Source organism: Paraoerskovia sediminicola (assembly GCF_030296575.1).
Taxonomy (GTDB): domain Bacteria; phylum Actinomycetota; class Actinomycetes; order Actinomycetales; family Cellulomonadaceae; genus Paraoerskovia; species Paraoerskovia sediminicola.
In genome coordinates this window covers 984,512-1,010,932 of the sequence record NZ_AP027729.1, presented here as the reverse complement: position 1 = coordinate 1,010,932, position 26,421 = coordinate 984,512, and the positions used below count along the sequence as shown (strand labels likewise).

General features: G+C 73.2%; 23 protein-coding genes and 1 pseudogene. 14 read left to right on the top strand and 10 right to left on the bottom strand.

What is annotated here, in order from left to right; all coding sequences use genetic code 11:
- Positions 1 to 343: 343 nt before the first annotated feature.
- The 6 genes and pseudogenes from hemL to hemE form a co-directional block, all read right to left on the bottom strand.
- Complete coding sequence (hemL, locus tag QUE47_RS04780) at positions 344 to 1,753, bottom strand: glutamate-1-semialdehyde 2,1-aminomutase (protein WP_286218787.1); 1,410 nt, start codon at positions 1,751 to 1,753, stop codon at positions 344 to 346.
- Complete coding sequence (gene hemB, locus QUE47_RS04775; RefSeq protein ID WP_286218786.1) at positions 1,750 to 2,784, bottom strand: porphobilinogen synthase; 1,035 nt, start codon at positions 2,782 to 2,784, stop codon at positions 1,750 to 1,752. The genes hemL and hemB overlap by 4 nt, the downstream gene beginning before the upstream one ends.
- Positions 2,781 to 3,770: a uroporphyrinogen-III synthase gene (locus QUE47_RS04770; RefSeq protein WP_286218785.1), complete on the bottom strand. Its 990-nt coding sequence runs from the start codon at positions 3,768 to 3,770 to the stop codon at positions 2,781 to 2,783. The genes hemB and QUE47_RS04770 overlap by 4 nt, the downstream gene beginning before the upstream one ends.
- Entirely contained in the window at positions 3,767 to 4,726 is a 960-nt protein-coding gene (gene hemC / locus QUE47_RS04765) for a hydroxymethylbilane synthase (protein ID WP_286218784.1), read from the bottom strand. The genes QUE47_RS04770 and hemC overlap by 4 nt, the downstream gene beginning before the upstream one ends.
- A gap of 79 nt (positions 4,727 to 4,805) precedes the next feature.
- A complete protein-coding gene (locus QUE47_RS04760) occupies positions 4,806 to 6,377 on the bottom strand; it encodes a protoporphyrinogen/coproporphyrinogen oxidase (protein ID WP_286218783.1) in 1,572 nt (523 codons plus the stop codon).
- Positions 6,374 to 7,470 (bottom strand): annotated as a pseudogene (gene hemE / locus QUE47_RS04755) (uroporphyrinogen decarboxylase). The gene QUE47_RS04760 and the pseudogene hemE overlap by 4 nt, the downstream one beginning before the upstream one ends.
- 57 nt (positions 7,471 to 7,527) lie before the next feature.
- On the opposite strand from hemE, the gene QUE47_RS04750 reads away from it, so the two are divergent.
- The 3 genes from QUE47_RS04750 (at position 7,528) to QUE47_RS04740 (ending at position 11,293) form a co-directional block, all read left to right on the top strand.
- Positions 7,528 to 8,826, top strand: a complete 1,299-nt coding sequence (locus QUE47_RS04750) for a glutamyl-tRNA reductase (protein ID WP_286218782.1) — start codon at positions 7,528 to 7,530, stop codon at positions 8,824 to 8,826.
- A gap of 45 nt (positions 8,827 to 8,871) precedes the next feature.
- Positions 8,872 to 9,825, top strand: a complete 954-nt coding sequence (locus tag QUE47_RS04745) for a Ppx/GppA phosphatase family protein (RefSeq protein WP_491018453.1) — start codon at positions 8,872 to 8,874, stop codon at positions 9,823 to 9,825.
- Positions 9,826 to 9,919: 94 nt separating this feature from the next.
- A complete protein-coding gene (locus QUE47_RS04740; RefSeq protein WP_286218781.1) occupies positions 9,920 to 11,293 on the top strand; it encodes an SH3 domain-containing protein in 1,374 nt (457 codons plus the stop codon).
- Between the two features lie 51 nt (positions 11,294 to 11,344).
- Here the strand turns inward: QUE47_RS04740 and QUE47_RS04735 are convergent, their stop codons facing one another.
- Positions 11,345 to 12,019: a CoA transferase gene (locus tag QUE47_RS04735; RefSeq protein ID WP_286218780.1), complete on the bottom strand. Its 675-nt coding sequence runs from the start codon at positions 12,017 to 12,019 to the stop codon at positions 11,345 to 11,347.
- A 199-nt stretch (positions 12,020 to 12,218) separates the two neighbouring features.
- On the opposite strand from QUE47_RS04735, the gene QUE47_RS04730 reads away from it, so the two are divergent.
- Entirely contained in the window at positions 12,219 to 12,416 is a 198-nt protein-coding gene (locus QUE47_RS04730) for a hypothetical protein (RefSeq protein ID WP_286218779.1), read from the top strand.
- Between the two features lie 328 nt (positions 12,417 to 12,744).
- Here the strand turns inward: QUE47_RS04730 and QUE47_RS04725 are convergent, their stop codons facing one another.
- Positions 12,745 to 13,227 carry a MarR family winged helix-turn-helix transcriptional regulator gene (locus tag QUE47_RS04725; RefSeq protein WP_286218778.1) on the bottom strand — a complete coding sequence of 161 codons (483 nt, stop codon included), beginning with the start codon at positions 13,225 to 13,227 and terminating at the stop codon, positions 12,745 to 12,747.
- Positions 13,228 to 13,332: 105 nt separating this feature from the next.
- Between QUE47_RS04725 and QUE47_RS04720 the strand changes: the two genes are divergently transcribed.
- Positions 13,333 to 15,153, top strand: coding sequence for an MDR family MFS transporter (locus QUE47_RS04720; protein WP_350227679.1), 1,821 nt, complete (start codon positions 13,333 to 13,335; stop codon positions 15,151 to 15,153).
- A 61-nt stretch (positions 15,154 to 15,214) separates the two neighbouring features.
- On the opposite strand, the gene purB is transcribed toward QUE47_RS04720, so the two are convergent.
- Complete coding sequence (gene purB / locus QUE47_RS04715; protein ID WP_286218777.1) at positions 15,215 to 16,699, bottom strand: adenylosuccinate lyase; 1,485 nt, start codon at positions 16,697 to 16,699, stop codon at positions 15,215 to 15,217.
- Between the two features lie 168 nt (positions 16,700 to 16,867).
- Between purB and QUE47_RS04710 the strand changes: the two genes are divergently transcribed.
- On the top strand, positions 16,868 to 17,167 hold the full coding sequence (locus QUE47_RS04710; RefSeq protein ID WP_286218776.1) for a hypothetical protein: 300 nt from the start codon (positions 16,868 to 16,870) through the stop codon (positions 17,165 to 17,167).
- A gap of 2 nt (positions 17,168 to 17,169) precedes the next feature.
- Positions 17,170 to 19,188: a hypothetical protein gene (locus tag QUE47_RS04705; protein ID WP_286218775.1), complete on the top strand. Its 2,019-nt coding sequence runs from the start codon at positions 17,170 to 17,172 to the stop codon at positions 19,186 to 19,188.
- A 4-nt stretch (positions 19,189 to 19,192) separates the two neighbouring features.
- Here the strand turns inward: QUE47_RS04705 and QUE47_RS04700 are convergent, their stop codons facing one another.
- Positions 19,193 to 19,591: a phage holin family protein gene (locus QUE47_RS04700; RefSeq protein ID WP_286218773.1), complete on the bottom strand. Its 399-nt coding sequence runs from the start codon at positions 19,589 to 19,591 to the stop codon at positions 19,193 to 19,195.
- A 117-nt stretch (positions 19,592 to 19,708) separates the two neighbouring features.
- Between QUE47_RS04700 and hisC the strand changes: the two genes are divergently transcribed.
- The 7 genes from hisC to QUE47_RS04665 all read left to right on the top strand — a co-directional run bounded on the left by hisC (position 19,709) and on the right by QUE47_RS04665 (position 26,348).
- Entirely contained in the window at positions 19,709 to 20,833 is a 1,125-nt protein-coding gene (hisC, locus tag QUE47_RS04695) for a histidinol-phosphate transaminase (RefSeq protein ID WP_286218772.1), read from the top strand.
- A gap of 161 nt (positions 20,834 to 20,994) precedes the next feature.
- Positions 20,995 to 22,101: a C-terminal binding protein gene (locus QUE47_RS04690; RefSeq protein WP_286218771.1), complete on the top strand. Its 1,107-nt coding sequence runs from the start codon at positions 20,995 to 20,997 to the stop codon at positions 22,099 to 22,101.
- Positions 22,098 to 22,559: an alcohol dehydrogenase catalytic domain-containing protein gene (locus QUE47_RS04685; protein ID WP_286218770.1), complete on the top strand. Its 462-nt coding sequence runs from the start codon at positions 22,098 to 22,100 to the stop codon at positions 22,557 to 22,559. The genes QUE47_RS04690 and QUE47_RS04685 overlap by 4 nt, the downstream gene beginning before the upstream one ends.
- Complete coding sequence (locus QUE47_RS04680; protein ID WP_286218769.1) at positions 22,502 to 23,128, top strand: zinc-dependent alcohol dehydrogenase; 627 nt, start codon at positions 22,502 to 22,504, stop codon at positions 23,126 to 23,128. The genes QUE47_RS04685 and QUE47_RS04680 overlap by 58 nt, the downstream gene beginning before the upstream one ends.
- A complete protein-coding gene (locus tag QUE47_RS04675; RefSeq protein WP_286218768.1) occupies positions 23,125 to 23,880 on the top strand; it encodes an SDR family oxidoreductase in 756 nt (251 codons plus the stop codon). The genes QUE47_RS04680 and QUE47_RS04675 overlap by 4 nt, the downstream gene beginning before the upstream one ends.
- A 363-nt stretch (positions 23,881 to 24,243) precedes the next feature.
- On the top strand, positions 24,244 to 25,350 hold the full coding sequence (gene pdhA, locus QUE47_RS04670; RefSeq protein WP_286219391.1) for a pyruvate dehydrogenase (acetyl-transferring) E1 component subunit alpha: 1,107 nt from the start codon (positions 24,244 to 24,246) through the stop codon (positions 25,348 to 25,350).
- On the top strand, positions 25,347 to 26,348 hold the full coding sequence (locus QUE47_RS04665; RefSeq protein ID WP_286218767.1) for an alpha-ketoacid dehydrogenase subunit beta: 1,002 nt from the start codon (positions 25,347 to 25,349) through the stop codon (positions 26,346 to 26,348). Before pdhA ends, QUE47_RS04665 begins: the two co-directional genes overlap by 4 nt.
- Positions 26,349 to 26,421: the final 73 nt, after the last annotated feature.

Below are 26,421 nucleotides of genomic sequence, written 5' to 3'. Positions count from 1 at the left end.
GAACGCGACCACGTAGCGCGTCCGGGGGTCGGAGCCGGCGACCCGGATGTCGGACGTCGTGGGTATCGCCCGGGTGACCTGGAAACCCTCGGGGGCAGCGGGTCGTGGGCCGTCAGCGCGCGGTACGACGGTCGCAGGAACGGCGGCCTGGAGAGGATGGTCCGTGCCGCCCCCTGGGCCTCGCGGATGGTCGCGACGCCGACGCCGCCACCATCGCCGCTCAGACCCGACAGGTGCCTGTCGTCGGTGTGTGCGTGCCGTCCAGCCATCTGTGCATATTCGCACAAACTTCACCCGTTGAACAGGTGTCCAACTGGCTCGATCGTGTGAAAATACGCGACGGTCAGCGCCCGGCGGCCGCTGCGGCCCGCGCCCCGAGAGGCAGCGCCTCCAGGATCCGGTTCACCGCCGCGTCGTCGTGCGCCGCGCTGACGAACCAGGCCTCGAACACCGACGGGGGCAGGTTCACCCCGGCGTCGAGCATCGCGTGGAACAGCGCCTTGTAGCGGAACCCCTCCTGCGCCTGGGCCTGCGCGTAGTCGCGCACGCCGGCGGCCGCGGCCGCCGGGCCGAAGAACGCCGAGAACAGCGAACCGGCCCGCTGGATCGCGTGGGGCACGCCCTCGGCGTCGAGCGCCTCGCCCAGGGCCGTCGACAGGACCGACGAGACCTCGTCCACCCGTGCGTACACCGCGTCGTCCGCCAGCCGGAGCGTCGCGAGGCCCGCCGCCACGGCGACCGGGTTCCCCGAGAGCGTCCCGGCCTGGTAGACGGGGCCGAGCGGGGCGAGCTGGTCCATGATCGCGGCCGGGCCGCCCAGGGCGGCCACCGGCATGCCGCCTCCGACGACCTTGCCGAACGTGAACAGGTCGGGCGTGTAGACCGCTCCGGTGTCGGACGACGGCTGCGCGCCCTCGTCGAGCAGCAGGCGGTTCTCGAGGCCCCACCAGCCGGAGGGGCCGACGCGGAACCCGGTCAGGACCTCGTCCATGATCATCAGCGCGCCGTGCGCGGAGGTGATGCGGCGCAGGCCCTCGTTGAACCCGGGCTGCGGGGGCACGACGCCCATGTTGGCGGGACTCGCCTCGGTGATGACGGCGGCGATCTCGGACCCGCGCTCCGTGAACGCCTCCTCGACGGCGGCGAGGTCGTTGTAGGGGAGCACCAACGTCTCGGCGGCGCTCGCCTCCGTGACCCCGGCCGACCCGGGCAGGGCGAGCGTCGCGACGCCGGAGCCGGCCTCGGCCAGGAGCGAGTCGACGTGCCCGTGGTAGCAGCCCGCGAACTTGATGATCAGCGACCGGCCGGTGACCCCGCGCGCGAGCCGCACGGCCGTCATGGTGGCCTCGGTCCCGGTCGAGACGAGCCGGACCCGCTCGGCCGCGGGGACGCGGCGACGGATCTCCTCGCCCAGCTCGACCTCGCCCACGGTGGGGGCGCCGAACGAGAGCCCGCGCGACGCGGCCTCCTGGACCGCGGCGACGACCTCCGGGTGCGCGTGCCCGAGGAGAGCAGGACCCCACGAGCACACGAGGTCGGCGTAGTCGCGGCCCTCGACGTCCGTGACCCACGGGCCGCTCGCGCTGGCGAGGAACCGCGGGTCGCCGCCGACGGATCCGTAGGCCCGCACGGGCGAGCTCACGCCGCCGGGCAGCACGCGCTGGGCCCGGACGAACGCGTCGTGGTTGTCGGTCGAGGTCAGCGCGGCACCTGCCGCGGCGAGCTGGGCGCCCGCGCCCGTCGTGTCGGTCATCGGGGTCCCTTCGTCAGTCGGCCCGCGATCTCGAGGGCCCAGTAGGTGAGGATCACGTCGGCGCCCGCGCGCTTGATGCCGAGCACGGACTCGTCGATCGCGGCCTCCCGATCGATCCATCCGTGGGCGGCCGCGGCCTCGATCATCGCGTACTCGCCCGACACCTGGTACGCCGCGACCGGCACCTCGGAGCGCTCCGCGACCGCGGCCAGCACGTCGAGGTACGAGCCGGCGGGCTTGACCATGACCATGTCCGCGCCCTCGGCGAGGTCGAGGTCGGCCTCGCGCAGGCCCTCGCGGAGGTTGCCCGCGTCCATCTGGTAGGTGCGCCGGTCGCCCTGGAGCGCCGAGTCCACCGCCTCGCGGAACGGACCGTAGAACGCGCTCGCGTACTTCGCCGAGTAGGCGAGGACGCTCACGTCGGTGAACCCAGCGCGGTCCAGCGCCTCCCGGATCACCTCGACCTGGCCGTCCATCATGCCGGACGGCGCGACGACGTCCGCGCCCGCCGTCGCCTGGGCGACTGCCATGCTCGCGTAGCGCTCGAGGGTGGCGTCGTTGTCGACGCGGCCCTGCTCGTCGAGCAAGCCGCAGTGGCCGTGGTCGGTGAACTCGTCGAGGCACGTGTCGGCCATGACGACGACCCCGGTGCCGCCCGCGGCGAGAGCCTCGTCCGAGACTTCGCGCGAGGCGCGCAGGGCCCGCTGGAGGATCCCGTCGGGATCGTCCCCGGCCGAGCCGGTCGCGTCACGCTCGGCCGGGATGCCGAAGAGCATCACGCCGCCGACCCCGGCGTCGGCAGCGGCGCGCACCGCGTCCGCGAGGGTCTCCTCGGTGTGCTGCACCTGACCGGGCATGGCCTTGATGGGGACCGGCGCGTCGAGCCCCTCCTTGACGAAGAGCGGCAGGACCAGGTCCCCCGGGTGCAGGCGTGTCTCGGCGACGAGCCGGCGCATCGCGCGGGTGGTGCGCAGGCGGTGCGGGCGGTAGGGGCGGTAGGCGTCGCGTGCGGCTCCGGGTGCGTCGGTCATGGTCGCTCCTCGTGCTGGACGGGCGTGCTGACTGTGTCTGGGGTGTCTGGGGTGTCTGGGGTGTCTGGGGTGTCTGGGGTGCTCGCGGGCTCCGTTGCGCCGACCGCCCGCGCGACCGCTGCGGCGAGCCCCTCGTCGTCCGCCGTCGCGGCGGTCGCGTCGATGCGCAGGTTCACCTCGGCGGCGGCACGCGCCGTCGGTGCCCCTATCGCGACCCCCGCGACGCTGCCGTGCGCTCCGAGCTGGCGGGCGACCTCGCGGGCGACCGAGCCGGAGGTCAGGACGACCACGTCGACCCGGCCGCCGAGCCAGGCCTGCTGGACCTCGTGACCGAGCGGGTGCGCGAGCGTGCGGTAGACCGTGACGACCTCGGGCCGGTACCCGGCAGCGGTGAGGCCGCCCGCGAGGGTCGGCGCCGCGAGGTCACCCTGCGGGACCAGCACGGAGGGCGCGGCGGACTCCGGGGCCGGGAAGACGTCGAGCAGGCCGCGGGCGGAGTTCTCCGCCGGCACGAGGGCGACCTCGACGCCTGCGCGCTCGAGCTCGCGGGCCGTCGCGGGGCCGACGGCGGCCCACCGGGCGGGCACGTCCGCGAGCGCCGTCCCGATCCGCTCCGCGGCGGCCCGGAGCTCGTCGATCGCGTTGACGCTCGTCACCACGACCCAGGCGAACGTCCCGTCCGCGAGGCGGCGGACGGCGTCCGACACCGGGGCGAGGTCGTCGACGGGTGCGCGCGTGATGGCCGGTTCGACGAGAACGGTGGCGCCGCGCTCCTCGAGGAGCGCGCGCAGGCCGGCGGCGCGCTCGGGCGAGCGGGGGACCAGGACCGTGATGCCGGCGAGGGTGGGGGCCGGGGTGAGGGTGGGGGACGGGTCGCGGGTCGTCGCATCGCCCGCCGTTGCCTGCGCGCGGGCCTCGCGCGCCCGGTCGAGCGCCTCGGCGAGCCCGCGCGTGTCCCGGGGGTCGCGCAGGTGGCCGCCGGTCATGCGCCCGCTCCGGTCTCGCGCAGCGGTGCCAGGTCGGCGGCGCCTGCGGCGAGCAGGCCGTCGGCGACCCGGACGCCCAGGGCCGTCGCGGCGTCGTCCCCGCCGGCCGGGTCCGTCTCGTCCTCGCGGCGGACGCTAGCCCCGCCGTCGACGCGGGCCACGACGGACCGGAGCACGAGGCGGTCGCCGTGGGCACCGCTCTCGACCGTCGCGTGCGCACCGACGGGCGCCGAGCAGCCCGCCTCCAGCCGGCGCAGGAGGGCACGCTCCGCCGTCACGGCGAGCCGCGTCGACCGGTCGTCGAGCGCTCCGAGCGCCTCGGCGAGGCCGGGGTCGTCGAACGCCTCGTCCCGGACCTCGACGGCGAGCGCCCCCTGCCCGGGTGCGGGCACGAGCAGGGTCGGGTCGAGGAGGTCCGTCACGGCCGCCGTGCGTCCGATCCGGGCGAGGCCCGCGGCGGCGAGGACGACCGCGTCGAGGTCCGCGTCCGGGCCGGTCGCCCGGGCGAGGCGGGTGTCGACGTTGCCGCGGATATCCACGATCTCGAGGTCCGGCCGCGCGAGGCGCAGCTGGGCGGCGCGCCGCGGGGAGCCCGTGCCGACCTTCGCGCCCGTCGGGAGCGTCGCGAGGGTCAGCCCGTCGCGGGCGCACAGCGCGTCCCGCGGGTCGACGCGGGCGGGCGTGACGACCCGCAGCCCGGGCGCGGGCGTCGTCGGGAGGTCCTTGAGGGAGTGGACGGCGACGTCGCACCGGTCGTCGAGCAGCGCCTGGCGGATCGCCGTGACGAAGACCCCGGTGCCGCCCATCTGGCTCAGCGGCCCCGTCAGGACGTCGCCGTCGGTGCGGATGCGCACGAGATCGACCTCGCGCCCCGTCAGGACGGCGAGCCTCTCGGCCACCTGACCCGACTGGGTGGTCGCGAGCGTGCTGCCTCTGGTCCCGACCCGGATCGTCACCGGGCGATTCTCCCGTGCCGCGGGTGGACTTGTCGAAGTCCTGGACGCCCGGACGCTGTGAGGTCGAACTGACGAGCCGTCAGGACGCGAGCGAGTCGGCCGCCGCGGTCGCGTGCGCGACGACCGCGGCGAGGCCCGTCCCCGCGACCCAGCCGCCGGTGACGGCGAGCCCCTCGACGGGGTCGGCCTGCGCGACGTACGCCTTCACGGCCTCGCGGTACGCGGGCGTCGGCGGCGGCAGGGTGCCCGCCCACCGGGTCATCACGTGCGCCTCGACGCGCCCCGCGCCCGTGGCGTCCCGGGCGGTGAGGTCGACGCCGAGCAGCAGGGACGCGTCGGCGAGCGCCTCCTCGACGCTCGGCGCCCGGGTCGGTGTCCCGAGACGTCCGTACGAGAGGCGGACGACGTGGCGCCCCTCGCCGAACGTCCGGCGGACCCGCTCGGCGAGCCACGGCCACTTCGCGGTCGAGTGGGTGAGCGCCTTCGCCCTCGGCTCGTGGTCGCCGAGGACGGCGAGGCTGCTCGTGACCTGGGTGCCGGGCTTCGGCGGGGCGACGAGCACCCCCGTCCCGCGCGGTGCGTCGTCGATCTCGGGCGCCCGCAGGAGGAGCGTGGCGAGATGGATGTCGGTGCCCTCGGGACGCTGGGGCGCAGTACCCAGGATCTGTTCCACCACGCCCGGCGTCGCCACGACGAGCCGGTGCGCGCGCACCGTGGCGTCGCCGGCGACCGAGACCTTCCACCAGCCCGACGCGGCGCGGCTGACCCCGACGACGGCCGACTCGGTGCGGACCTCGCCGCCCGACGTCCGGACCGAGCCGACGAGGGCGGACACCAGCGTGTGCATCCCGCCGACCACGCCCCGCACCGCCGACCCGGCCGGCGCCGCGGCGCGCAGGGACTCCACCGCACGCCCGAGCGACCCGGTCTCCCGGTACGCGGCCAGCAGGCCGGGCGCCACCGCGTCGACGTCCAGGGCGTCGAGCGGGGCCGAGTGCACCCCGGCGGCGACGGGCGCGACGAGACGCTGGGCGACGCGCTTGCCGTACCGGGACCGGACGAACGTCCCCAGGTTCGACAGGTCGACGTCGTCGCGCGGACGCACCCGGTCCAGCGACGCGCGCGCGACCCCCTTGCGCCCGATGACCCGCTGCACGTCGGGCTCCCACGGGCGCGCCGGGATGCCGAGCACCCCGGCCGCCGGCAGCGGGAACGAGTCGCCCGCCGCGCGGACCCACGCCGCGGCGCCCGACGGCGGGACCACCTCGAGGTCCAGCTCGGCGACGAGCTCGGCGACCGCGGCCCCGCGCGCGGCGAACGACTCCGCACCGACGTCCACGGACAGGGTCGGGCGGGGCTCGGCCGCACCCGTCCTGGGGTTCGTGCCTGTACTCGTGCTCCTGCGCCTGGCGTTGCTCGGGTCCTCGCCGGCGGTGAGCTCCGCGCCCGCGACCGGCCCGCCGCAGCGAGGCTCGGACTCGAGGACCAGGACCTGCAGGCCCCGCTGCGCGAGCCGGTGCGCCGCCGCGAGCCCCGCGACGCCGCCGCCGACGACCGCAACGTCCCAGATCTGCTTGCCGCCCCGGGTCGTGCGCGGGGCGTCGGGCCCACGCGGGGCGTCGGGCCGCCGCAGGTCGGGGTCGGGGGTCACAGCGAGTGGACGAGCTCGACGACGCGGGTCAGGACGGTCGGGTCGGTCGTCGGGGGGACACCGTGCCCCAGGTTCACCACGTGGGCCGGGGCCGCCCGGCCACGCTCGACGACGTCGCGCACGTGCGCCTCGAGCACCGGCCACGGGGCGTCGAGGAACGCCGGGTCGATGTTGCCCTGCAGCGGCACGTCGCCGCCGAGGATCGTGCTCGCCTCGTCCAGCGGGGTGCGGTGGTCGACCCCCACGACGTCGGCGCCGACCGCGCGCATGGACCGCAGGAGGTGCTCGGTGCCGGTGCCGAAGTGGATCACCTGCACGCCGAGGTCGTGGACGTGCGACAGCGCCCTGGCGCTCGCGGGCGCCGCGGCGTGCTCGTAGTCGGCGCGGGACAACGAGCCGGCCCAGGAGTCGAAGAGCTGGGCGGCGCTGGCACCGGCGCGGACCTGGGCGCGCAGGAACGCTCCGGTGATGTCGGCGGCCCACGTGACGAGCCGGTCCCACGTCTCGGGGTCGGCGTGCATGAGGGTGCGGGCGGCGAGGTGGTCGCGCGACGGTCGGCCCTCGACGAGGTAGGCGGCCAGGGTGAACGGCGCTCCGGCGAAGCCGATGAGGGTGTCACGGTGCCGCTGTCGAGCCCGTCGACCGACGCCATCTCGGCGAGACCCGCGACGGTCCGCTCGACCGCCTCCGTGATCGGGGCGAGCGCCTCGTCGGTGAGCTCGGAGTCGACGAGCCGCGCGACGTCGTCCGCCGTCCGCCACGCCTGACCCATGACCGGGCCGACGCCCGAGGCGATCTCGACCTCGACGCCGGCGAGCCGCAGCGGGACCACGATGTCCGAGAAGAAGATGCCCGCGTCGACGCCGTGGCGGCGCACCGGCTGCAGCGTGATCTCCGACGCCAGGTCCGGGCGCAGGCACGAGTCGAGCATGCCGACGCCCGCGCGGGCCTCCTTGTACTCGGGCAGCGACCGTCCCGCCTGGCGCATGAACCACACGGGCGTGCGCTCGGGCCGGTCGCCGTGGATCGCACGGACGAGCGGGGCCTTCGACGTGAGACCGGTCACCAACGGGTGCTGAGAGGGGAGATTCACGTCACCGATTCTGCCTCGGCCCGGGCACGATGGTTCAATCGACGGACTGTGGTGCTCATGTCGATGACGGCCAGCCACCACGATCTCGACCTCGACGCGCTGGAGGTCCTCTCGTCCGGCGCGCACACCGTGGCCGGGTCGGCGGTGCGCACGTGCCAGGCGATCACCGGTTCCGTCGCCCTCGCGACGTGCAACCGGTTCGAGCTGTACCTGGACGTCGACGAGTCCGGCGGCCGGCTCACCGAGCTCGCGACGGAGCACGCGGCCCGCGAGATCGCCGGCCTGGTCGCCGAGGCCTCCGGGGTCACCCTCGACGAGGCCGTCTCCGCCTTCACGGTCCGGACGGGGCAGGACGCCGTCCGCCACCTCTTCGACGTCGCCTCCGGTCTCGACTCGATGGTCCTGGGCGAGCGGGAGATCGCCGGCCAGGTGCGGCGCGCGCTCGAGACGGCGCACGACGCCGGCACGACGAGCGCCCCGCTCGAGCGGGTCTTCCAGCACGCCTCGCGGGCGTCGAAGGCCGTCGCCGCGCGGACCCACCTCGGGGCCGACGGGCGGTCGGTCGTCTCCGTCGCCCTCGACCTCGCCGAGCGCAGCGTGCCGCCGTGGCGCGCCGCGCGGGCCGTGATCGTCGGCACCGGCGCGTACGCCGGCGCCTCGGTCGCCGCGCTGCGGGCACGGGGCTGCACCGACGTGCGGGTCTGGTCGGCGTCCGGGCGGGCGGCCGAGTTCGCCGAGTCCCACGAGGTGCTGCCGGCCGACGACCTGATCGAGGCCCTCGGCGACGCGGACGTCGTCGTCTCCTGCTCCGGCACCGCGGCGCGCACGGGCGACTCGCTCGACTACCTGATCCACGCCGCCGCCGTCGTCCAGGCGCGAGCCCGCGCAACGGCCCGGGCGGGCGATCTCCCCGAGGCCCGTGGGCTCGTCGTCCTCGACCTGGCCCTGCATCACGACGTGGACCCGGCCGTGGCCGACGAGGACGACGTGCTGCTGCTCGACCTCGCGGCCGTGCGCGCCAACGCCCCGTCGGAGGCGAGCGACCGCGTGCGGTCCGCGCACGAGGTCGTCGCCCGGGCGGTCGCGGAGTTCGGCGAGCGCGAGGCGCTGCGCGAGGCCGACGGCGCGATCGTGCGCCTGCGTGCGCGCATCGAGGACGAGCTCGTGGCCGAGCTGGCCCGCAGCCGCCGGTCGTTCAGCACCGAGGCCGACCGAGAGGCGCACGAGCGGTCGCTGCGCCGGTTCGCGGGAGCGCTGCTGCACCGCGCGATCGTGCGGGTGCGCGCGGCGGTGCGCGAAGGCACGGAGCCTGCGGCGATCGACGTGGACGCGATCCTGGAGCAGGTCGCGGGCTGACGGACGAGCGCGCCGTCCTGCTGCCCGCTCGCTAGCCTGTCCCGCGTGACGTCAACCCCCGACCGCAGCGCGGTGCTCCGTCTCGGTGTCCTGGACATCGGGTCCAACACCGTCCACATGGCTGTCGTCGACGCGGCACCGGGCGCCCGCCCCGTGCCCGCGGCGGGGGAGCGGACCGTGGTCCGCGTGATGCGCTACCTGCAGCCCGACGGCTCGATCTCTCCCGACGGTGTCTCGGCGCTGCTCGACGCCGTGGACCGCGCCGTCGCGCACGCCCGGTCGTCGCGGGTCGACGAGATCCTCCCGATGGCCACGTCCGCGCTGCGGGAGGCGACGAACGGCCCCGAGATCCTCGCCGCGATCGGCGAGCGCGCCGGGGTCGACGTCCAGGTGCTCTCGGGCGTGGACGAGGCCCGTCTGACGTTCCTCGCCGTCCGCCGCTGGCACGGGTGGGCCGCCGGGCGGCTCCTCGCCCTCGACATCGGCGGGGGCTCGCTCGAGATCGCCGCGGGCGTCGACGAGGAGCCCGAGCTCGCGGTCTCCGTGCCGCTGGGTGCGGGCCGCATGACGATGGACCACCTCCCGGACGACCCGCCGTCGTCCGACCAGGTCGACGCGCTGCGGGCGCACGTGCGCTCGACGCTCCGCGAGACCGTGCAGGCGCTGCGCGCCCTCCCGGGACCGGACCACGTGGTCGCGACCTCGAAGACGTTCCGCTCGCTCGCCCGCCTGGCGGGCATGCAGGTCGACGTCGTCGGCCCCGACGAGCGGTGGCGCATGCGCCGCTCGCAGCTCTCGGACTGGGTGCCTCGGCTCGTGCGCATCGACAGCGAGGGCCGGACGGCGCTGCCCGGTATCACGCCCGAGCGCACCTTCCAGATCGTGGCGGGGGCCGTCGTCGCGGAGGAGACCATGCGGGCGCTGTCGGTCGACGAACTCGAGATCTGTCCCTGGGCGCTGCGCGAGGGAGCGATCCTGCGCCGGCTCGACCACATCTGAGCGCGCGCGAACTTCACCCGCTGCGCTTACCGTCGACGGATCAGGTCCGTCGCCGCGCCCCGGCCGCCGGACCGGGACACCTGAGGAGAAGCCCATGCTCCGTGCACCTGTGCGCGTCGTCGCCGTCCTGCTCGCCGTCGCGCTGGCGCTGGTCGTCCCGGGCGGAGCGGCGTCCGCCGCCGCGACCGTGGCGAACCCGCTGCCGTCGAAGTCGTACGGTCTGTCGTCCTACTACGGGCCGCGCTGCATGCCGGTCAAGGGGTCGTCGACGTATCACCTGGGTCAGGACATGGAGGCCTCTCGAGGGACGGACATCGACGCGGTCGCCGCCGGCACCGTCACCCGGGCCGGCACGACGTCCGGCGGGTTCGGGCAGTGGATCGTCATCGACCACACCGTCGGCGGCGTGCAGTTCTCCTCGGTCTACGGGCACATGGTCGACGGCGACAAGTACGTCAAGGTCGGCCAGAAGGTCTCGAAGGGCCAGCACATCGCCGACGTCGGCTCGTCCGGCACCTCGACCAGCAACCACCTGCACCTGGAGATCTGGAGCGGGCGCTACCCGTCAGGGACGGCGACGGACCCGCTGCCCTTCCTCAAGGCGCGGGGCATCGACCTCGTGGCCGGGGCGACGAGGGTCGCGACGCGGACCGTCCCGTCGTCCTGCACCTACTACGCGGCGGCGAAGGTCAACCTGCGGTCCGGGCCGAGCACCTCCTACTCGGTGCTGCGGACCGTCCCCGTCAACGGGCGGATGACCGCGAAGCCGGGTGCGTCGTCCGGCACCTACTGGCGCAAGGTGACGTACGGCAGCACCACGGGCTGGATGCACCGGGACTACGTCTCGCCGACCTACACGTCGCTCGGGACCCGCTACGTGACCGCGAGCTCGCTGAACCTGAGGTCGAGCGCGAGCACGTCGGGGTCGATCCTCACGGCGATCCCCAAGGGCAAGGCAGTGAGCCTGATCGGGACGTCGTCGAACGGCTGGGTGCGCGTCAAGTACGGCAGCACGGTCGGCTACGTCTCCACGAAGTACCTGACCTCGACGAAGCCGGGGACCGTGACCGCGACCTCGCTGCGGTACGTCACCACGAGCACGCTGATCCTGCGCAAGACGGCCTCGCGGTCGGCATCCACGGTGACGGTGCTCTACAAGAGCAAAGCCGTGCGGCCGACGGGACCCGCCTCGGGCGGGTGGTTGCCCGTGACCGCGAGCGGCTACTACGGCTTCGTCGAGACCAAGTACCTCTCGACGACGAAGCCGTCGACCTCGTTGTCGTACGTCACGGCGAGCTCGTTGAGCATGCGCAAGGGTCCCTCGACGTCGACGACGCGGATCACCACGCTGCCCAAGGGCAAGGCGGTGCGGCACCTGAAGTCACCTTCGGGTGGGTGGGCGCTCGTCACCGCGAGCGGCAAGATCGGCTACGTCTCGACGAAGTACCTCTCGTCGAAGAAGCCGTAGGCCGCCCACACCGACAGGCGGGACCGGCGCGTGTGCCGGAGCACCCGTCGATCAGCCCTGGGCGGCTGCCGGTCCGTCCTGCCAGGACGGCTCGTCCGTCCCCCACGGGTGCGCGGGCCACGGGTGGTCGTCGACGTCGGCGAGCGCCGGCCGCGCGGTCGTGACCAGGGGCCCGTCGGCACCGACCCGGCACGACGTCGTGAGGCGGCGGTCCGGCGGCGGCACGGTCGTCGGCCCGCCGGCCGCACCCACGAGCCCGGGGCGACGGCCCTGCGTCGCGAGGAGCCACGCGGCGGTCCGGGCGAGCGACGCGTCCACGTCGCGGCCCCGGCGGTCCGCGCGCCGGTCGGTCAACGCGTCCACCACCGCCGCCGCGAGCAGGTAGCCGGTCGCGTGGTCGAGCGCCTGGACGGGCAGGGCCCCGGGCGTCGAGCCGTCGCCCGACTCGATCATCGCGATGCCCGAGGCAGCCTGGACGATCGAGTCGAACCCGCGCCGTCCGGCCCAGGGACCCGGGTCGACGCCGAGCCCACGCCAGGCGCTGACCCGGGCGCGGACCGTCCCGGGCGGGAGCTCGAGCCCCAGCGTCTCGACGGCGCCGGGTCGGTAGCCGGTGACGAGGACGTCGGCCGCGTCGAGCAGCCGTTGCGCCGAGGCGAGGCCCCCGGGGCCCGCAGGTCGAGCAGGGCGGAGCGTTTGCCCTGGCCCGTGTCGAGGTGCTGCCACCCGATCTCGGGGAGGGAGGGGAGTCGAGGCGGAGCACCTGGGCGCCGAGCAGCGCGAGCGCACGGGTCGCGACGGGACCCGCGATCACCCGGGTCAGGTCGAGCACGCGGACACCTGTGAGCGGTCGGACGGTCACGGCCGTGGCGCCTGTGGTCCGGAGGGGGCGCTGGGCGGGGACCGGGACCGAGGGCGCACGGGCGTGGTCCTGGGGTTCGACGACGTCGCTGCGGACCGTCGTGCGCACGCGGGGTCCATGTCCCGCGGCGCGGCCCGTCGCCGACCCTCGCCACTCGTCCTCGTGCCGGACGCGGACGGCGATCGCGCCGGCGGCTACCGCGGCGTCCTCGATGTCCTGGGCCGCGCGTCGCTCGACCGCGAGCGCGACGCCGTCCCGTGAGGCGTCGTCCGGCAACCCCAGGACCTCCAGCAGGCGCGCGCGGTGGTGCGGGTAGTTGGCGTGGGTCCGCACCCAGCCGTCGCGGGCACGGAAGAAGCCGGAGGCCGGGGCGAACGCCTCGGGGGCCGCGCCGTCGACGCTGAACACGCGGTCGCTGCCGAAGGCGGCGGCGATCCGTCGCTCGTCCAGGGGGCTGCGGGGATCCCGGCGGCGCGCTCGGCGGCGGTGCGGAGGGTTCCGACGGCGTCGAGCGCGAGGTCCCGTACGGGCAGGACGGCGGCGAGGGGGTCGGTCCGGGCCATGCCCCGACGGTACGCCGGGCGGCCTTTCAGGAGGCCGTCGCGGGCACCGGTCGTGGAGAGGTCGGTGCGCCGGCCGCCTGGGCGGCCCGGGCCAGGACCTGCAGGATCTCGTGGAGCGAGGCCAGCTGGTCGTCCGACAGGTGCTCGAGCAGCAGGCGACGCTGGGCCTGGGCGGCGCCGCGGACGTCGGAGAGCAGGGTCTCGCCGTGGTCGGTCGTCGACAGGAGCTTGACCCGCCGGTCGTGCGGGTCCTCGTAGCGCTGGACGAGCCCGCGCTCGACCAGGCGCTGGATGATCCCGGTCGCGACGTTGGGTGCGACCCCGAGCATCGCGGCCAGGTCACCGCTCGTCATCGAGCCCTCGCGGGCGACGAAGATCAGGCCCCGGACCTGCTGGATCGTCAGGTTCGCCGACAGCAGCTCGTTCGTCTGCTCCAGGTTCTTCGCGTAGTTGACCTCGGCCTCGAGGTGCTGCACCTCGTCGAGGAGCGCCCTGCGCGCGTCGGTCATCGGTCCTCCGGTCTCGTCCCTCGCGGCGCTGGTGGCCGGCGGTGTGAACAGTACCACTGTTGATTCGGCTTCCCGAATAGTTCATGTTGGGTGTACGTTCACCGAATGACGAACAGTTCTACGGGCGTGCAGAACAGCACCGGACCCGACACGCACGACTCCACGGCAGCGAGCGACCACCGCTCGATCCTGCTCGTGTTCGCCGGCCTCATGGTCGCGATGCTCCTCTCCGCCCTCGACCAGACGATCTTCGCGACCGCGCTCCCGACCATCGTCGGCGAGCTCGACGGCGTGAACCACATGCTCTGGGTCACGACCGCCTACATCCTCGCGGCGACGATCATGATGCCGGTCTACGGCAAGCTCGGTGACCTCGTCGGTCGCAAGACCCTCTTCATGGTGGCCATCGGCCTGTTCATGGTCGGCTCCGTCATCGGCGGGCTCTCGACCGACATGGCGACCCTCATCACCGGCCGCGCCGTCCAGGGCCTCGGTGGCGGTGGCCTGATGATCCTCGCCCAGGCGATCATCGCGGACGTCGTCCCCGCCCGGGAGCGCGGCAAGTACATGGGGATCATGGGTGGCGTCTTCGCGCTCGCCTCCGTCGCCGGGCCGCTGCTCGGCGGCTGGTTCACCGAGTCGATCGGGTGGCGCTGGGCGTTCTGGATGAACCTCCCGCTCGGCGTGCTCGCCCTCATCTCCGCCGCGAAGTTCCTCCACCTCCCGAAGGTCGAGCGCTCGCGCCCCAAGATCGACGTCGCCGGGATGGTCCTGCTCGCACTCGCCTCGACCTGCGTCGTGCTCATCACCACGTGGGGCGGCAGCACCTACGCGTGGGCCTCGGCGCAGATCTTCGCCCTCGGTGCCGGCGCGGTCGTCGCGGGCGTCGCCTTCGTGCTGGTCGAGAAGCGGGCCGCCGAGCCCGTCATGCCGCTCTACCTCTTCAAGGAGCGCAACTTCGTCCTCACCACGGTGGCCGGACTCACGATCGGCATCGCGATGTTCGGGGCCATGGCCTACATGCCGACCTACCTGCAGATGGTCACCGGCAAGTCCGCGACCGTCGCCGGGCTCCTCATGATCCCGATGATGGGGACGATGCTCGTGACCTCGGTCGTCTCGGGCCGGCTCGTGTCGAAGACCGGGCGGTACAAGTTCTTCCCGGTGTTCGGCGTCGGCTTCGTCGCGCTCTCCCTCTTCCTGCTCTCGACGCTCGACGCCGGGCAGGCCGTCTGGGTCGTGTGCGCCTACCTCGCGGTCATGGGCCTCGGGCTCGGGCTCAGCATGCAGATCCTCGTGCTCATCGTGCAGAACACGTTCCCGATCCGCGTGGTCGGCACCGCCACGGCGGCGAACAACTACTTCCGCCAGATCGGCGCCTCGATCGGTTCCGCGATCGTCGGCAGCCTGTTCGTGCAGAACCTCGCCGACCTCATGGCGGAGCGCCTGCCCGCCTCGGCGTCCGGCGCGGACACCAACTCCTTCACCCCGGCGATGGTGCAGCAGCTCCCCGACGAGCTCAAGGACATCGTCGTCGGGTCGTACAACGACGCCCTGACACCGGTGTTCCTCTACATCCTTCCGCTCCTCGTGGTCGGCTTCGTGGCGCTGCTCTTCGTCGAGGAGAAGCCCTCGCCACCCGCATCGAGCGCGACGTGCTCCCCGAGTCGCTCGAGGTCGACGGCGCGAGCAACGTCGTGCTCGACCCGGCGGCGGGCAACGGCGATCACACGGACGACGCAAGCGAGGCCGGCGGCCGTAGTAGCGGCGATCGCACCGACGGCACCGGTGAGCGCTCGGACGGCGACAGCAGCGGCACCGACAGCACAGACGACGCAGGCGACCGCGGCCGCCGCGAGGACGAGCCCGCGCGCGTCTGACGCCGAACCGGCACCTCTACAACGCCGAACCGGCGGTTGCGTGTGATCCTGAGCCTCGGATCACGCACAACCGCCGGTTCGGCGTCAGAGAGGGGTCTGCTGGGGCGTCAGTCCAGGTACTCGCCCACCAGGCGCTCCGCGATTCCCGTGTACGTCGCCGGGGTGAGGGCCTGCAGGCGGGCCGTGACGTCGTCCGGCAGCCCGAGCCCCGCGACGAACTCCCGCATCTCGTCCCCGGTGAGCCGGTGCCCGCGCGTGAGGTCCTTGAGCCGCTCGTACGGGTTCTCCATGCCGGGCACCCCCGCGACCGAGGCTGCGCGCATCGCCGACTGGATCGGCTCGCCGAGCACCTCCCAGTTCGCGTCGAGGTCGTCGGCCATCAGGGGCGCGTTGACCGCGAGCGCCTTGAGGCCGCGGGCGACGTTGTCGATCGCCAGCAGCGAGTGCCCGAACGCGGGTCCGATGTTGCGCTGCGTCGTCGAGTCCGTGAGGTCGCGCTGCAGCCGTGAGGTCACGAGGGTCGCGGAGAGCGTGTCGAGCAGCGAGCAGCTGATCTCGAGGTTCGCCTCCGCGTTCTCGAAGCGGATCGGGTTGACCTTGTGCGGCATGGTCGACGAGCCCGTGGCCCCGGCGACGGGGATCTGCGTGAAGAACCCCAGCGAGATGTAGGTCCACACGTCGGTGCTGAGGTTGTGCAGGATCCGGTTGAACCGTGCGACGTCCGCGTAGACCTCGGCCTGCCAGTCGTGGGACTCGATCTGCGTGGTCAGGGGGTTCCAGGTCAGCCCGAGACCCTCGACGAACGCGCGGGAGACGGCCGGCCAGTCGACACCGGGGACGGCGACCGTGTGCGCCCCGTAGGTGCCGGTCGCTCCGTTGAGCTTGCCCAGGTACTCGGCGCCGTCGATGCGGCGCAGCTGGCGGCGCAGGCGGTGCGCGAGCACCGCGATCTCCTTGCCGAGCGTCGTCGGGGTCGCCGGCTGCCCGTGCGTCCGGCTCAGCAGCGGGACCGCCGCGGACTCGCGGGCCATGTCGGCGAGCTGGTCGGTGAGGTCGCGCGCCGCGGGCGCCCACACCTGTCGGACGGCGTCGCGCACCATGAGCGCGTAGCTCAGGTTGTTGATGTCCTCGCTCGTGCAGGCGAAGTGGACGAGCTCGCCGACGGTCGCGAGCGCGGTCTCGCCGCCGAGCGTCTCGGCGGCGCGGTCGAGGCGCCGCTTGATGAAGTACTCGACGGCTTTCACGTCGTGGACGGTGGTGCGCTCGATCTCCTTGAGCTCGGCGATCCCGTCGGCGTCCAGGTCGGTGACGATCGCTCGCAGGTACGCGCGGTCCGCGTCCGTCAGCCCGGGTGCGCCGGGGACGACCGGGCCGTCCGTGACTCCCGTGACGCCGTCGCACAGCGTGATGAGCCACTCGACCTCGACGTGGATCCGCTCACGGTTGAGCGCGGCCTCGCTGAGGTGGTCGACGAGAGGGGCGACGGCCCCGCGGTAGCGGCCGTCGAGCGGGCCCAGCGCGATGGCGGGCTCGGCGTCGGCGAGGCGGGCGCGGGCAGGACCCGCCGGGCTCTGGTTCAGGTTCTCGGACACGGCACCGATTCTTCCACGGTGCTCGGCGGCACCTGCATCGGCACCTGCATCGGTACTGGCGTGGGCACCGGCCGCGCTGGCCGTCCACAGGGCAGGCTGGGGGCCGTCCGTCCGCGGAGGGCTCCCTGGGCGCGAGGTCGTCGCGCCCTGCCGCCTAGCGTCCCGGACATGGGACACAGCTACTTCGACCCGGTGCGCCCGTCCGGCGTGGTCGCGTCGCTCACCGAGGCGCGGGCGCTCGTCGACGGTGTGGCGTGGGAGGTCACGCACGCAGAGGGCGTCGACTGGACCGGGCGCGCCGCGGAAGCCTACGCCCGCGAGCTCGGCGACCTCGCGGCTGAAGCGCGCAGGCTCGCGCTCCTGGTGATCGCCGCTGAGGAGTCAGCGCGTCGATGGGACGCGCTGACCCAGGACATCGACGAGGGCCGTGCCGCTGCGGTGCGGGCGGCGGTCGTCGGAGGGTGGTGACCATGCCTGCCTCGGTCCGCTCCGACGGCACCGACCCGATCGGCCGGACCTGGGTCGTCGGCGGCCGGGCCACGTCCGCCGAGACCGAGGCCATCAGCCACCGAGCTCTCCGTCTCGCGGGATCCGCGGCAGCGGCCGACGACGTGGCGTCACGCTGCACCGCGGCGGTCCTGACGGTCGAGGAGTCGTTCGTGCGCGCTGCGGGAGCCGCGTCGTTCGGGGCGGACGACGTGACCCCCGTGTGGGCGGACCCGACGGCCGCCGGCGCGGTGTCGACCGTGACCCTGCGGCGATGCCGCGACGACCTCGTCGCAGACGCGCTCGCCGCAGGCGACGCCGCATGCGACCTCGCCGAGCGCATCCGCATCGTGTCCGACCGGATGGCGCTCGCCGCACGCCGGTACGACGAGACCGAGAGCCTCGTCTCGTACGGGCTGTCGCGGGACGCGGACCGGATCGTGACGATCGCGAGCCTCCTCGCCCCGGTCACCGCCGTCATGATCACCGTCCACGTGGGTCTCGCCTCGGTGGTCGGGCACTGGGTGCTGGGCGACGGGTGGGACATGGGGCACTTCGCGTCGTCGGCCGGCGTCATGTACGAGCCGGTGATCCGGGGCCTCGCCCCCTACCTCGCAGTCGGCGGCGCCGTGTCGGGGGCCGCGTACCGGTGGGGAACCGCCACGCTGGACGCGAGCGGACGGCTGGTCGGCCGCACCGGGCGACTGCTGACGGGCGGGGCGGGGGAGGCGCTCGGCGGCAGGTCGACGGTCCGACGAGGCGGCCTCTGGCTCCTCGACGACCAGCGGCTGCTGGTGCCGCAAGTGCCGGGGGTGCCGCCCGTGCCGGGGGTGCCGGGTCTGCCCGGCCTGCCTCTTGGGTCGGCCACGCCCTGGCTCCCAGGTCTCCCGGGGCTCCCAGGCATGCCCGTCCTGGCCGGCCCGCCTGGCCTGCCCGGTCCGCCGGGGCTGCCGTGGTCAGGTCAACCGCAGTGGATCGGTGGTGTACCGGGGATGGCGGGCGTGCTGGGTGTGCTGCTGACGGACCTCCGGTCGCGGCTGGGGCGGGTGACTGTGCCCGGCCGGACGGCGGGCCAGATCCCTGGTCCGGCACCCACGGACGGTGACGGTCGGCAGACCGGCCGGCGAGGCGGCCCCGTGCGTCTGGACGCGGCCGGCGCCGCGGAGGAGCTGAGCTGGGTCCTCGACGGTCTGCGTGACCGCTGGGACGACCGGCCGGTCGTCACCGAGCTCTCGCCCGAGCAGTCTCAGCTCGCCGATGCCAAGACGATGACCGATGTCTTCGCCGGGATCGATCCCCTCTACGACAGCGGCTCCGACCTGCGGCCCACCGGGTCGATCGGCGTCCAGAAGTACGTCGACGACGACGGGACCACCCGCTGGCTCGTCACCGTGCCCGGGACGGAGAACGAGAGCGGTGCGGTGCGGGGGTGGCCGCAGAACCTCGACCTCATGTCACCGGACCCGCAGCGGCGCGAGATCACCGGGAGCGTCCAGGCCGTCATGGAGGCGATGCGGCAGGCAGGCATCGGCGCGGACGAGGAGGTGATGATCGCCGGGCACAGCCAAGGGGGTCTCATCGCCGCGGTGATCGCCGGGATGCCCGACTCCGGCTTCACGGTGAGCCGCCTGGCGCTCGCAGGAGCCCCGACCGGGGGCTACGAGATCCCGAGCGACGTCGAGACGACGAAGCTCGACGTGGTGGGGGAGGTGGTGGACGCCCTCGACGGGCGCGCGAACGAGCCGTCGGATAACCAGGTGCTCGTCCAGGGTCTCGCGGAGCCCGACGGTGGCGGCTCGGGGTTCCCGCACGACATGGAGTCGCACCTGCGGGTCCTGCGGGCCGCCCTCGATCGTGGTGACGTCGGGCTCGCGCGTCAGGAGCGTGAGGTGGCCGAGTTCCTCAGCGGGGCGATGGTCGAGTCGCGGGTGTTCGAGGGCCACCTGGTTCCGGCGGACGCGGCGTCCGGCCCGCGTCGTCCGGGCTCGGACGGCGCGCCGTGACGCGTCAGCGGCGCCGGCCGCTCTGGTCCCCGGGCACGATCCCGGTGATGACCAGGTTGATCACGGCGATGATGAAGGCGATCCAGACAGCCCACCAGAAGCCGCCCTCGAGCCGGATGCCCCAGTCGACCGCCTCGGTGATCCACGCGGTGAACATGAGCATCAGCGCGTTGATGACCAGGTGGAAGAGACCGAGGGTCAGGATGTAGAGCGGGATCGAGATGATCTGGACGATCGGCTTCACGATCATGTTCACCAGCGTGAACAGGCACGCGACGACGAAGATCACGATGACGGTTCCCGCGATGGTCCCGTTGTCGACGATGAAGAAGTGCTCGTCGATGATGAGACTGGTCAGCCAGAACGTGAGCGCCATGATCGCTGCGCGGACGAGGAAGTTCATCCGGCCATTCTGGCAGGCGCGGACGACAGGCCGCGCGGCGACCGCGACGGCCGCGTGGCGACCGCCCGACGAGCACCGCGACCGCGTACCGGCGGCGTGCCGTGGCATCCTGGCACCGTGACCGCACGCCGCGCCCCTCGCGTCCCCGTCCGTCCGTCCGTCTCAGGTCTCCCTGCCTACGTCCCGGGCGCCCGCACCCCGGTCGGTGCCGCGGCCTACAAGCTCTCGTCCAACGAGAACCCGTACCCGCCGCTGCCGTCCGTCGTCGCGGCCATCGCGGACGCCGCGGACGACGTGAACCGGTACCCGGACATGTACGCGTCGGAGCTGGTCGCCGCGATCGCCGATCACCTGGCGTCGTCGTCGGCGCAGGACCCGTTGGCGGCCGAGGTCGCCCCGTTCCGGGTGACGCCGGAGAACGTCGTGGTGGGCAACGGTTCCGTGGCGGTCCTGCAGCACGTGCTCGAGGCCGTCCTCGAACCCGGCGACCAGGTCGTGGTGCCGTGGCGGTCCTTCGAGGCCTACCCCATCGTCGTGGCGGTCGCGGGCGGGGAGATGGTGCCGGTCCCCCTGACCGACGACGCCCGCCTGGACCTGCCCGCGATGGCGGCTGCGGTCACGGACCGGACCCGCGCAGTCCTCGTGTGCACGCCCAACAACCCCACGGGACCGGCCGTCCGGCAGGACGAGATGGACGCGTTCCTCGACGCCGTCCCCAGCGACGTCCTCGTCGTGGTGGACGAGGCGTACGTCGAGTTCGTCCGGGACCCGCGGGTCGTCGACGGGCTCGCGACCCTGGACCGGCACCGCAACGTCGTCCTGGTCCGCACCTTCTCGAAGGCCTACGGGCTCGCCGGGCTGCGGGTCGGCTACGCCGTCGCGCGCAAGCGCCTGGCCCGCGCGATCCGCGCGACGTCCACCCCGTTCGGCGTCAACCACCTCGCTCAGCACGCCGCGATCGCCTCCCTCGCGGCGCGGGACGAGCTCCTCGTACGCGTCGAGAATGTGGTCGCGGAGCGCGACCGGATGGTCGGGCTGCTCCGTGACCGGGGGTGGGACCTGCCCGACGCCCAGGGGAACTTCGTGTGGTTCCCGCTCGGCGAGCGCACGGTGGCGGCTGCCGCCGAGGCGGCCGCGGCCGGTGTGCTCGTGCGCCCGTTCGCGGGCGAGGGGATCCGGGTCAGCGTCGGGGAGCCGGAGGCGACGGACCTCCTCCTGGAGGTCTCCGCCAGCTGGCGCTGACAGCTGGCGTCCTGATCCTGTCTGCACGATCGACTAGTCTTGTGCGAGTGGTGAACCGGTTTTCTAGTCAAGAGTGCGGCTAGGCCGGCGGCGACGAGGCCGATGTCACCACCCATGCATGCCGCGAGAGCCGCGCCGCAACGAGACGAAGGAGTTTTTCGATGGGGAAGATCGGTGCATTCGGTAGTACACCATCAGGAACGACGAGCCGGCCGAGTTCCGGATCGGGCTCGGTGAGCGGGGCGCAGGAAAAGGGACCTCTCGTCGCGATCACCGAGTGCGATCACGATTCGTTCGCGATCGAGCAGGACGTCGTCGAGGCCGGTGGCGGGGAGCTGCGGATCACGCAGTCCTTCACCTCCGACGCTCTGGTCGAGAACTGCGCCGGTGCGCAGGGCATCGTCGTGCAGTACGCGAAGATCACTGCCGAGGTGATGGACGCCCTGCCCGAGATGAAGGTCATCGGGCGCTACGGCGTCGGGGTCGACTCTGTGGACATCGCTGCGGCGACCGAGCGTGGGATCGCGGTCTGCAACGTCCCTGACTACGGCACCGAGGCGGTCTCGGACCACGCGCTGGGACTGACGCTCTCGGTCGCGCGCGGCATCCCGCGCCTCGACCGCGGCGTGCGCGCCGGATCGTTCGACCTTCCGGTGGTCCGCCCTCTCTACCAGACGGGTAAGCGGGTCTTCGGCATCATCGGCATGGGCCTGATCGGTTCGGTCACGGCACGCAAGGCGGCCGGTCTCGGCTACGAGGTGATCGGCTACGACAGCGCCGCCGACCCGAGCGAGGACACGTTCCGCGGTTTCCCGTCGGTGAGCCTCGACGAGCTGATCGAGCGTTCCCAGGTCATCTCGCTGCACACGCCGCTCAACGACGACACCCGCGGGATGATCGGCGCCGACGAATTCGCTCGGATGCGGTCGGACGCGATCATCGTCAACACCAGCCGTGGCGGGGTCGTCGATACGGACGCGCTGATCGACGCGCTCGAGCGTGGCGCGATCGCCGGCGCCGGGATCGACGTGCACGAGGAGGAGCCTGTCCCGGTGGGTCATGGCCTCATGGCGTTCGACAACGTCGTGCTGACCCCGCACCTGGCCTGGTACACGGAGGAGTCGTACGAGGAGCTCAAGCGTCGGACCGTCGAGAACGTCGTCGAGGTCTGCGCGGGCCGCGCTCCCCGGAACATCGTCAACCCCGAGGTGCTCGGGGCCCCAGGGCGCTGCAGCGCCGTCCCCCAGCAGGAAGGAACGGTTCGATGAGCTCGATGAAAGCCGCGGTCTGGACCGGCACCGACGAGGTCGGAGCGCACGACGTCCCGCGCCCCGAGGTCCCCGAGGGCTGGGCCCTCGTGCGGATGGCGTACAACGGCATCTGCGGGACCGACCTCGGGATCTTCCACGGCACGCACCCGCGCGCCCAGCACGGCATCATCCTGGGCCACGAGATGTCCGGCTGGGTCGAGACCGCGGGCGCATCGGGTCCCGCCGCGGGGGCGCTCGTCGTCGTCGAGCCGCTGATCTCCTGCGGCGATTGCCGCTCGTGCATGCACGGGCAGGCGCACGTCTGCGCCCGCCTCGGCCTCTACGGCATCGACTCCCCGGGTGGCGCCGCGGAGTACGTCGCGCTGCCCCCGAGGTCCTGCACGAGGTCCCCTCGTCGGTGGACGCTCGGACGGCCGCGCTCGCCGAGCCGCTCGCCGTCGCCGTGCACGCCGTGAGCCGCTCGGGGATGGAGAAGGGCGACGTGGTCGCCGTCTTCGGTGCCGGTCCGATCGGCATCCTCACCGCCCTGGTGGCGCGCCACGAGGGTGCCTCGCACGTCGTGATCACCGAGCCCAGTGCCTGGCGGCGTGAGGTCGCCGCGTCGATGGGTCTCACGGTGGTCCCCGAGGGCTCGACCATCACCGACGTCGTGAACGAGCTCACCGACGGTGCGGGCGCGGACACGACGTTCGACAGCGCTGCGCACCCGTCCGTCGCGGCCGAGATGACGGCGGCGACGCGCGTCCTCGGGCGCATCGTCATCGTCGGTGTCTACAAGAAGCCGACGGCGGTGGACCTGCAGGCCGTGTGCTTCAAGGAGCTGTCGATGGTCGGTGTGCGCGTGTACACGACCGCCGACGTGCGCCGGGCCATCGAGCTCATCGCGGACGACGCCCTCGGCCTCGACCTCTTCCCGACGAAGGCCTTCCCGCTCAGCCGCATCACCGAGGCGTTCGACGCCGCCGCGTCGGGGGCCGACTGCCTCAAGGTCCTCGTCACCCCCACTGAAGGAGAAGACGCATGAGCACGCCCTTCGACCTGTCGGGCCGCACCGCGGTCGTCACCGGCGGGGGCCGGGGCCTCGGCCTCGGCATCACCGAGTCACTGCTCGCGGCGGGAGCCGACGTCGTCGTGCTGAGCCGGTCCGACATATCGTCCGAGCTGGCCGACCACGCCGCCGGCCTCGGCCGCACGGTCAGCCACGTCCCCGTGGACCTCGGCGACGGTGACGCGATCGCGGCAGCCGGCGAGCAGGTCCTCGCCGACCATACGGTCGACATCCTGGTCAACAACGCCGGGTCCCAGGACCGGTACCCCGCGGTGGACTTCCCGCTCGACGCGTGGGACGCGATCATGGACGTCAACCTCCGCTCGGTCTTCCAGCTCTGCCAGATCTTCGGCCGACCGATGCTCGAGCGCGGCGCGGGCAAGGTCGTGAACCTCGCCTCGCTCCTGAGCTTCCAGGGTGGGCTCACCGTCCCCGCGTACGCGGCGAGCAAGGGCGGCGTCGCCCAGCTCACGAAGGCGCTGTGCAACGAGTGGGCGGGCAAGGGCGTCAACGTCAACGCGCTCGCGCCGGGCTACATGGCGACGGAGATGAACACCGCACTTCTCGCGGACCCCGACCGCCTCGCGCAGCTGTCGGTCCGCATCCCCGCCGGTCGGTGGGGTGAGCCGGACGACGTCGGCGACGTCGTCGTCTTCCTCGCCTCGCAGGCGGCCAAGTACGTGCACGGACAGGTGCTCGCAGTAGACGGAGGGTGGCTCGCACGATGATGGGACACGAGTCGCGACCACGAGCCTGAGCTGCTCGCGCAGCTCAGCCTTCCGGCTCGCCCTGGTCGTTCATTCGTGGGCAACGAACGACGACTTGCCTTCGTCGTCCGGGCTCAGGCGTGCGCGGGGGTGCGGCAGTACGGTGCTGTCGGAGGCGCCCGACAACTCGGAACCTGAAGGCCGGTCGGGGAGCCTCGTAACTTACGGTGCCGTAGGTTACGCTGGCGTAGCCTACGGAAGCGTAGGTGCGTACCCCACGGGTGCGCAGCCGTAGAGCACGAGTCCGGAGGAGCCCGAGTGGACCAGCAGACCCCGGCTGCCGAGCATGTCGCCGAGAGCAGCGCACACCCCACCGACGCGCAGATGATCCAGCTGCTGACACCGAGCGGCGAGCGCACGGCCGAGGGCGGCAGCGCCCCGTACGCGAAGCGCGTCGCGCACCTGGATCACGATGCGCTGCGAGGCCTCTACGAGGACATGGTCCTGGTGCGCCGGTTCGACGACGAGGCGACGGCGCTCCAGAGACAGGGCGAGCTCGGGCTGTTCCCGCAGTGCCTCGGGCAGGAGGCCGCGCAGGTCGGGTCCGGTCGTGCGCTGGCCGCCCAGGACTACGTCTTCCCGTCGTACCGCGAGCACGGCGTCGCGCACACCCGTGGCCTCGACCTCGCGCAGATCCTCCTGCAGTTCCGCGGTGTGGACCACGGCGGCTGGGACACGGAGGCGCACAACTTCCACCTCTACACGCTCGTCATCGGCTCCCACGCCCTGCACGCGACCGGCTACGCGATGGGCGTGCAGCGCGACGGTCTCGTCGGCACCGGCGACCCCGACCGGGACACCGCGGTGGTCGCGTACTTCGGTGACGGGTCCACGTCCCAGGGTGACGTGAACGAGGCGCTCGTGTTCGCGGCCACCACGAACGCCCCCGTGGTCTTCTTCTGCCAGAACAACCAGTGGGCGATCTCCGAGCCCACCACGAAGCAGTCCAGGGTCCCCCTCTACCGGCGGGGCGACGGGTTCGGCATCCCGGGCGTCCGGGTGGACGGCAACGACGTCCTCGCGAGCTACGCCGTGATGGACGAGGCGCTCGAGCGGGCGCGGTCCGGCGGCGGCCCCACCTTCGTCGAGGCGTTCACCTACCGGATGGGTGCTCACACGACGTCCGACGACCCGACGCGCTACCGGTCGCGCGCCGAGGAGCAGAGCTGGCGTGAGCGCGACCCCATCGACCGGCTGCGCAAGCACCTGGAGTCCGAGGGCGCGTGGGACCAGGGCTGGGCCGAGCAGGTCGCCGCCGAGGCGGACGCGCTGGGGGAGCACCTGCGCACCTACGTCCGAGCGCTCGAGGCCCCGCCGGCCTCGTCGATGTTCGACACGGTCTACGCGAGCGAGCACGGGACCGTGACGGCGGAGCGAGCCTGGCACGCCGAGTACGAGGCCGGCTTCGAGACCTCGGAGGTGGCCCGATGAGCGGCGAGACCCAGCGGATGACCATGGGCAAGGCGATCAACACCGGCCTGCGCCACGCGCTCGAGGGGGACCCGAAGGTCCTGCTCATGGGCGAGGACATCGGGGCCCTCGGTGGGGTTTTCCGGGTCACCGACGGCCTGCAGAAGGACTTCGGCGACGACCGGGTCGTCGACTCGCCGCTCGCGGAGTCCGGGATCCTCGGGACCGCGATCGGCCTCGCGCTCCGCGGCTACCGGCCGGTGTGCGAGATCCAGTTCGACGGCTTCATCTTCCCGGCGTACGACCAGATCACGACCCAGCTCGCCAAGATCCACAACCGGTCCAAGGGTCGGCTGCAGGTCCCCGTCGTGATCCGCGTCCCGTCCGGTGGGGGCATCGGGGCAGTCGAGCACCACAGCGAGAGCCCGGAGGCGCTCTTCGCGCACACCCCCGGCCTGCGCGTGGTCGCGCCGTCGACGCCGCAGGACGCGTACACGATGATCCGGGAGGCCGTCGCGTCGCCCGACCCGGTGCTGTACTTCGAGCCGAAGGCCCGCTACTGGGACAAGGGCGACGTCGACACCTCGGTCTTCGGCACCGACGCGTCGCGGGCCTCGCTGGACGCGGCGCAGGTCGTGCGGCCCGGGTCCGACGTGACCCTCGTGACCTACGGCGCCGCCGTGCACGTCTCTCTCAAGGCCGCGGAGGCTGCTGCCGCCGAGGGGACGAGCGTCGAGGTCGTCGACCTGCGTGCGGTGTCCCCGCTCGACACGGCGACCGTCGCGGCCAGCGTGCGCCGCACGGGCCGCTGCGTCGTCGTCCACGAGGCGGCGACGTTCCTCGGTCCCGGCGCCGAGGTCGCGGCCCGGGTCTCCGAGGAGTGCTTCTACTCCCTCGAGGCGCCGGTGCTGCGCGTCGGGGCGTTCCACGCCCCGTACCCGGTGTCGAAGATCGAGCACGACTACCTGCCGAGCGTCGACCGGATCCTCGAGGCGGTCGACCGGCTGCTCAGCCACTAGCGTTCAGGGCATCCCGGCCACCGGCCACGAGGACCGCCCCGGACCCGTCCCGACACCCGTACCCGTACAAGCA

Excerpts from the sequence above, each read along its gene's own strand:
- pdhA (WP_286219391.1), top strand. The coding sequence starts at position 24,244 with ATGATCCAGCTGCTGACACCGAGCGGCGAGCGCACGGCCGAGGGCGGC.
- QUE47_RS04725 (WP_286218778.1), bottom strand. The coding sequence starts at position 13,227 with ATGACCGACGCGCGCAGGGCGCTCCTCGACGAGGTGCAGCACCTCGAG.
- QUE47_RS04705 (WP_286218775.1), top strand. The coding sequence starts at position 17,170 with ATGCCTGCCTCGGTCCGCTCCGACGGCACCGACCCGATCGGCCGGACC.
- QUE47_RS04690 (WP_286218771.1), top strand. The coding sequence starts at position 20,995 with ATGGGGAAGATCGGTGCATTCGGTAGTACACCATCAGGAACGACGAGC.
- QUE47_RS04665 (WP_286218767.1), top strand. The coding sequence starts at position 25,347 with ATGAGCGGCGAGACCCAGCGGATGACCATGGGCAAGGCGATCAACACC.
- QUE47_RS04685 (WP_286218770.1), top strand. The coding sequence starts at position 22,098 with ATGAGCTCGATGAAAGCCGCGGTCTGGACCGGCACCGACGAGGTCGGA.
- hemB (WP_286218786.1), bottom strand. The coding sequence starts at position 2,784 with ATGACCGACGCACCCGGAGCCGCACGCGACGCCTACCGCCCCTACCGC.
- hemL (WP_286218787.1), bottom strand. The coding sequence starts at position 1,753 with ATGACCGACACGACGGGCGCGGGCGCCCAGCTCGCCGCGGCAGGTGCC.
- QUE47_RS04740 (WP_286218781.1), top strand. The coding sequence starts at position 9,920 with ATGCTCCGTGCACCTGTGCGCGTCGTCGCCGTCCTGCTCGCCGTCGCG.
- QUE47_RS04710 (WP_286218776.1), top strand. The coding sequence starts at position 16,868 with ATGGGACACAGCTACTTCGACCCGGTGCGCCCGTCCGGCGTGGTCGCG.
- QUE47_RS04700 (WP_286218773.1), bottom strand. The coding sequence starts at position 19,591 with ATGAACTTCCTCGTCCGCGCAGCGATCATGGCGCTCACGTTCTGGCTG.
- QUE47_RS04770 (WP_286218785.1), bottom strand. The coding sequence starts at position 3,770 with ATGACCGGCGGCCACCTGCGCGACCCCCGGGACACGCGCGGGCTCGCC.
- QUE47_RS04675 (WP_286218768.1), top strand. The coding sequence starts at position 23,125 with ATGAGCACGCCCTTCGACCTGTCGGGCCGCACCGCGGTCGTCACCGGC.
- QUE47_RS04720 (WP_350227679.1), top strand. The coding sequence starts at position 13,333 with ATGACGAACAGTTCTACGGGCGTGCAGAACAGCACCGGACCCGACACG.
- QUE47_RS04750 (WP_286218782.1), top strand. The coding sequence starts at position 7,528 with ATGTCGATGACGGCCAGCCACCACGATCTCGACCTCGACGCGCTGGAG.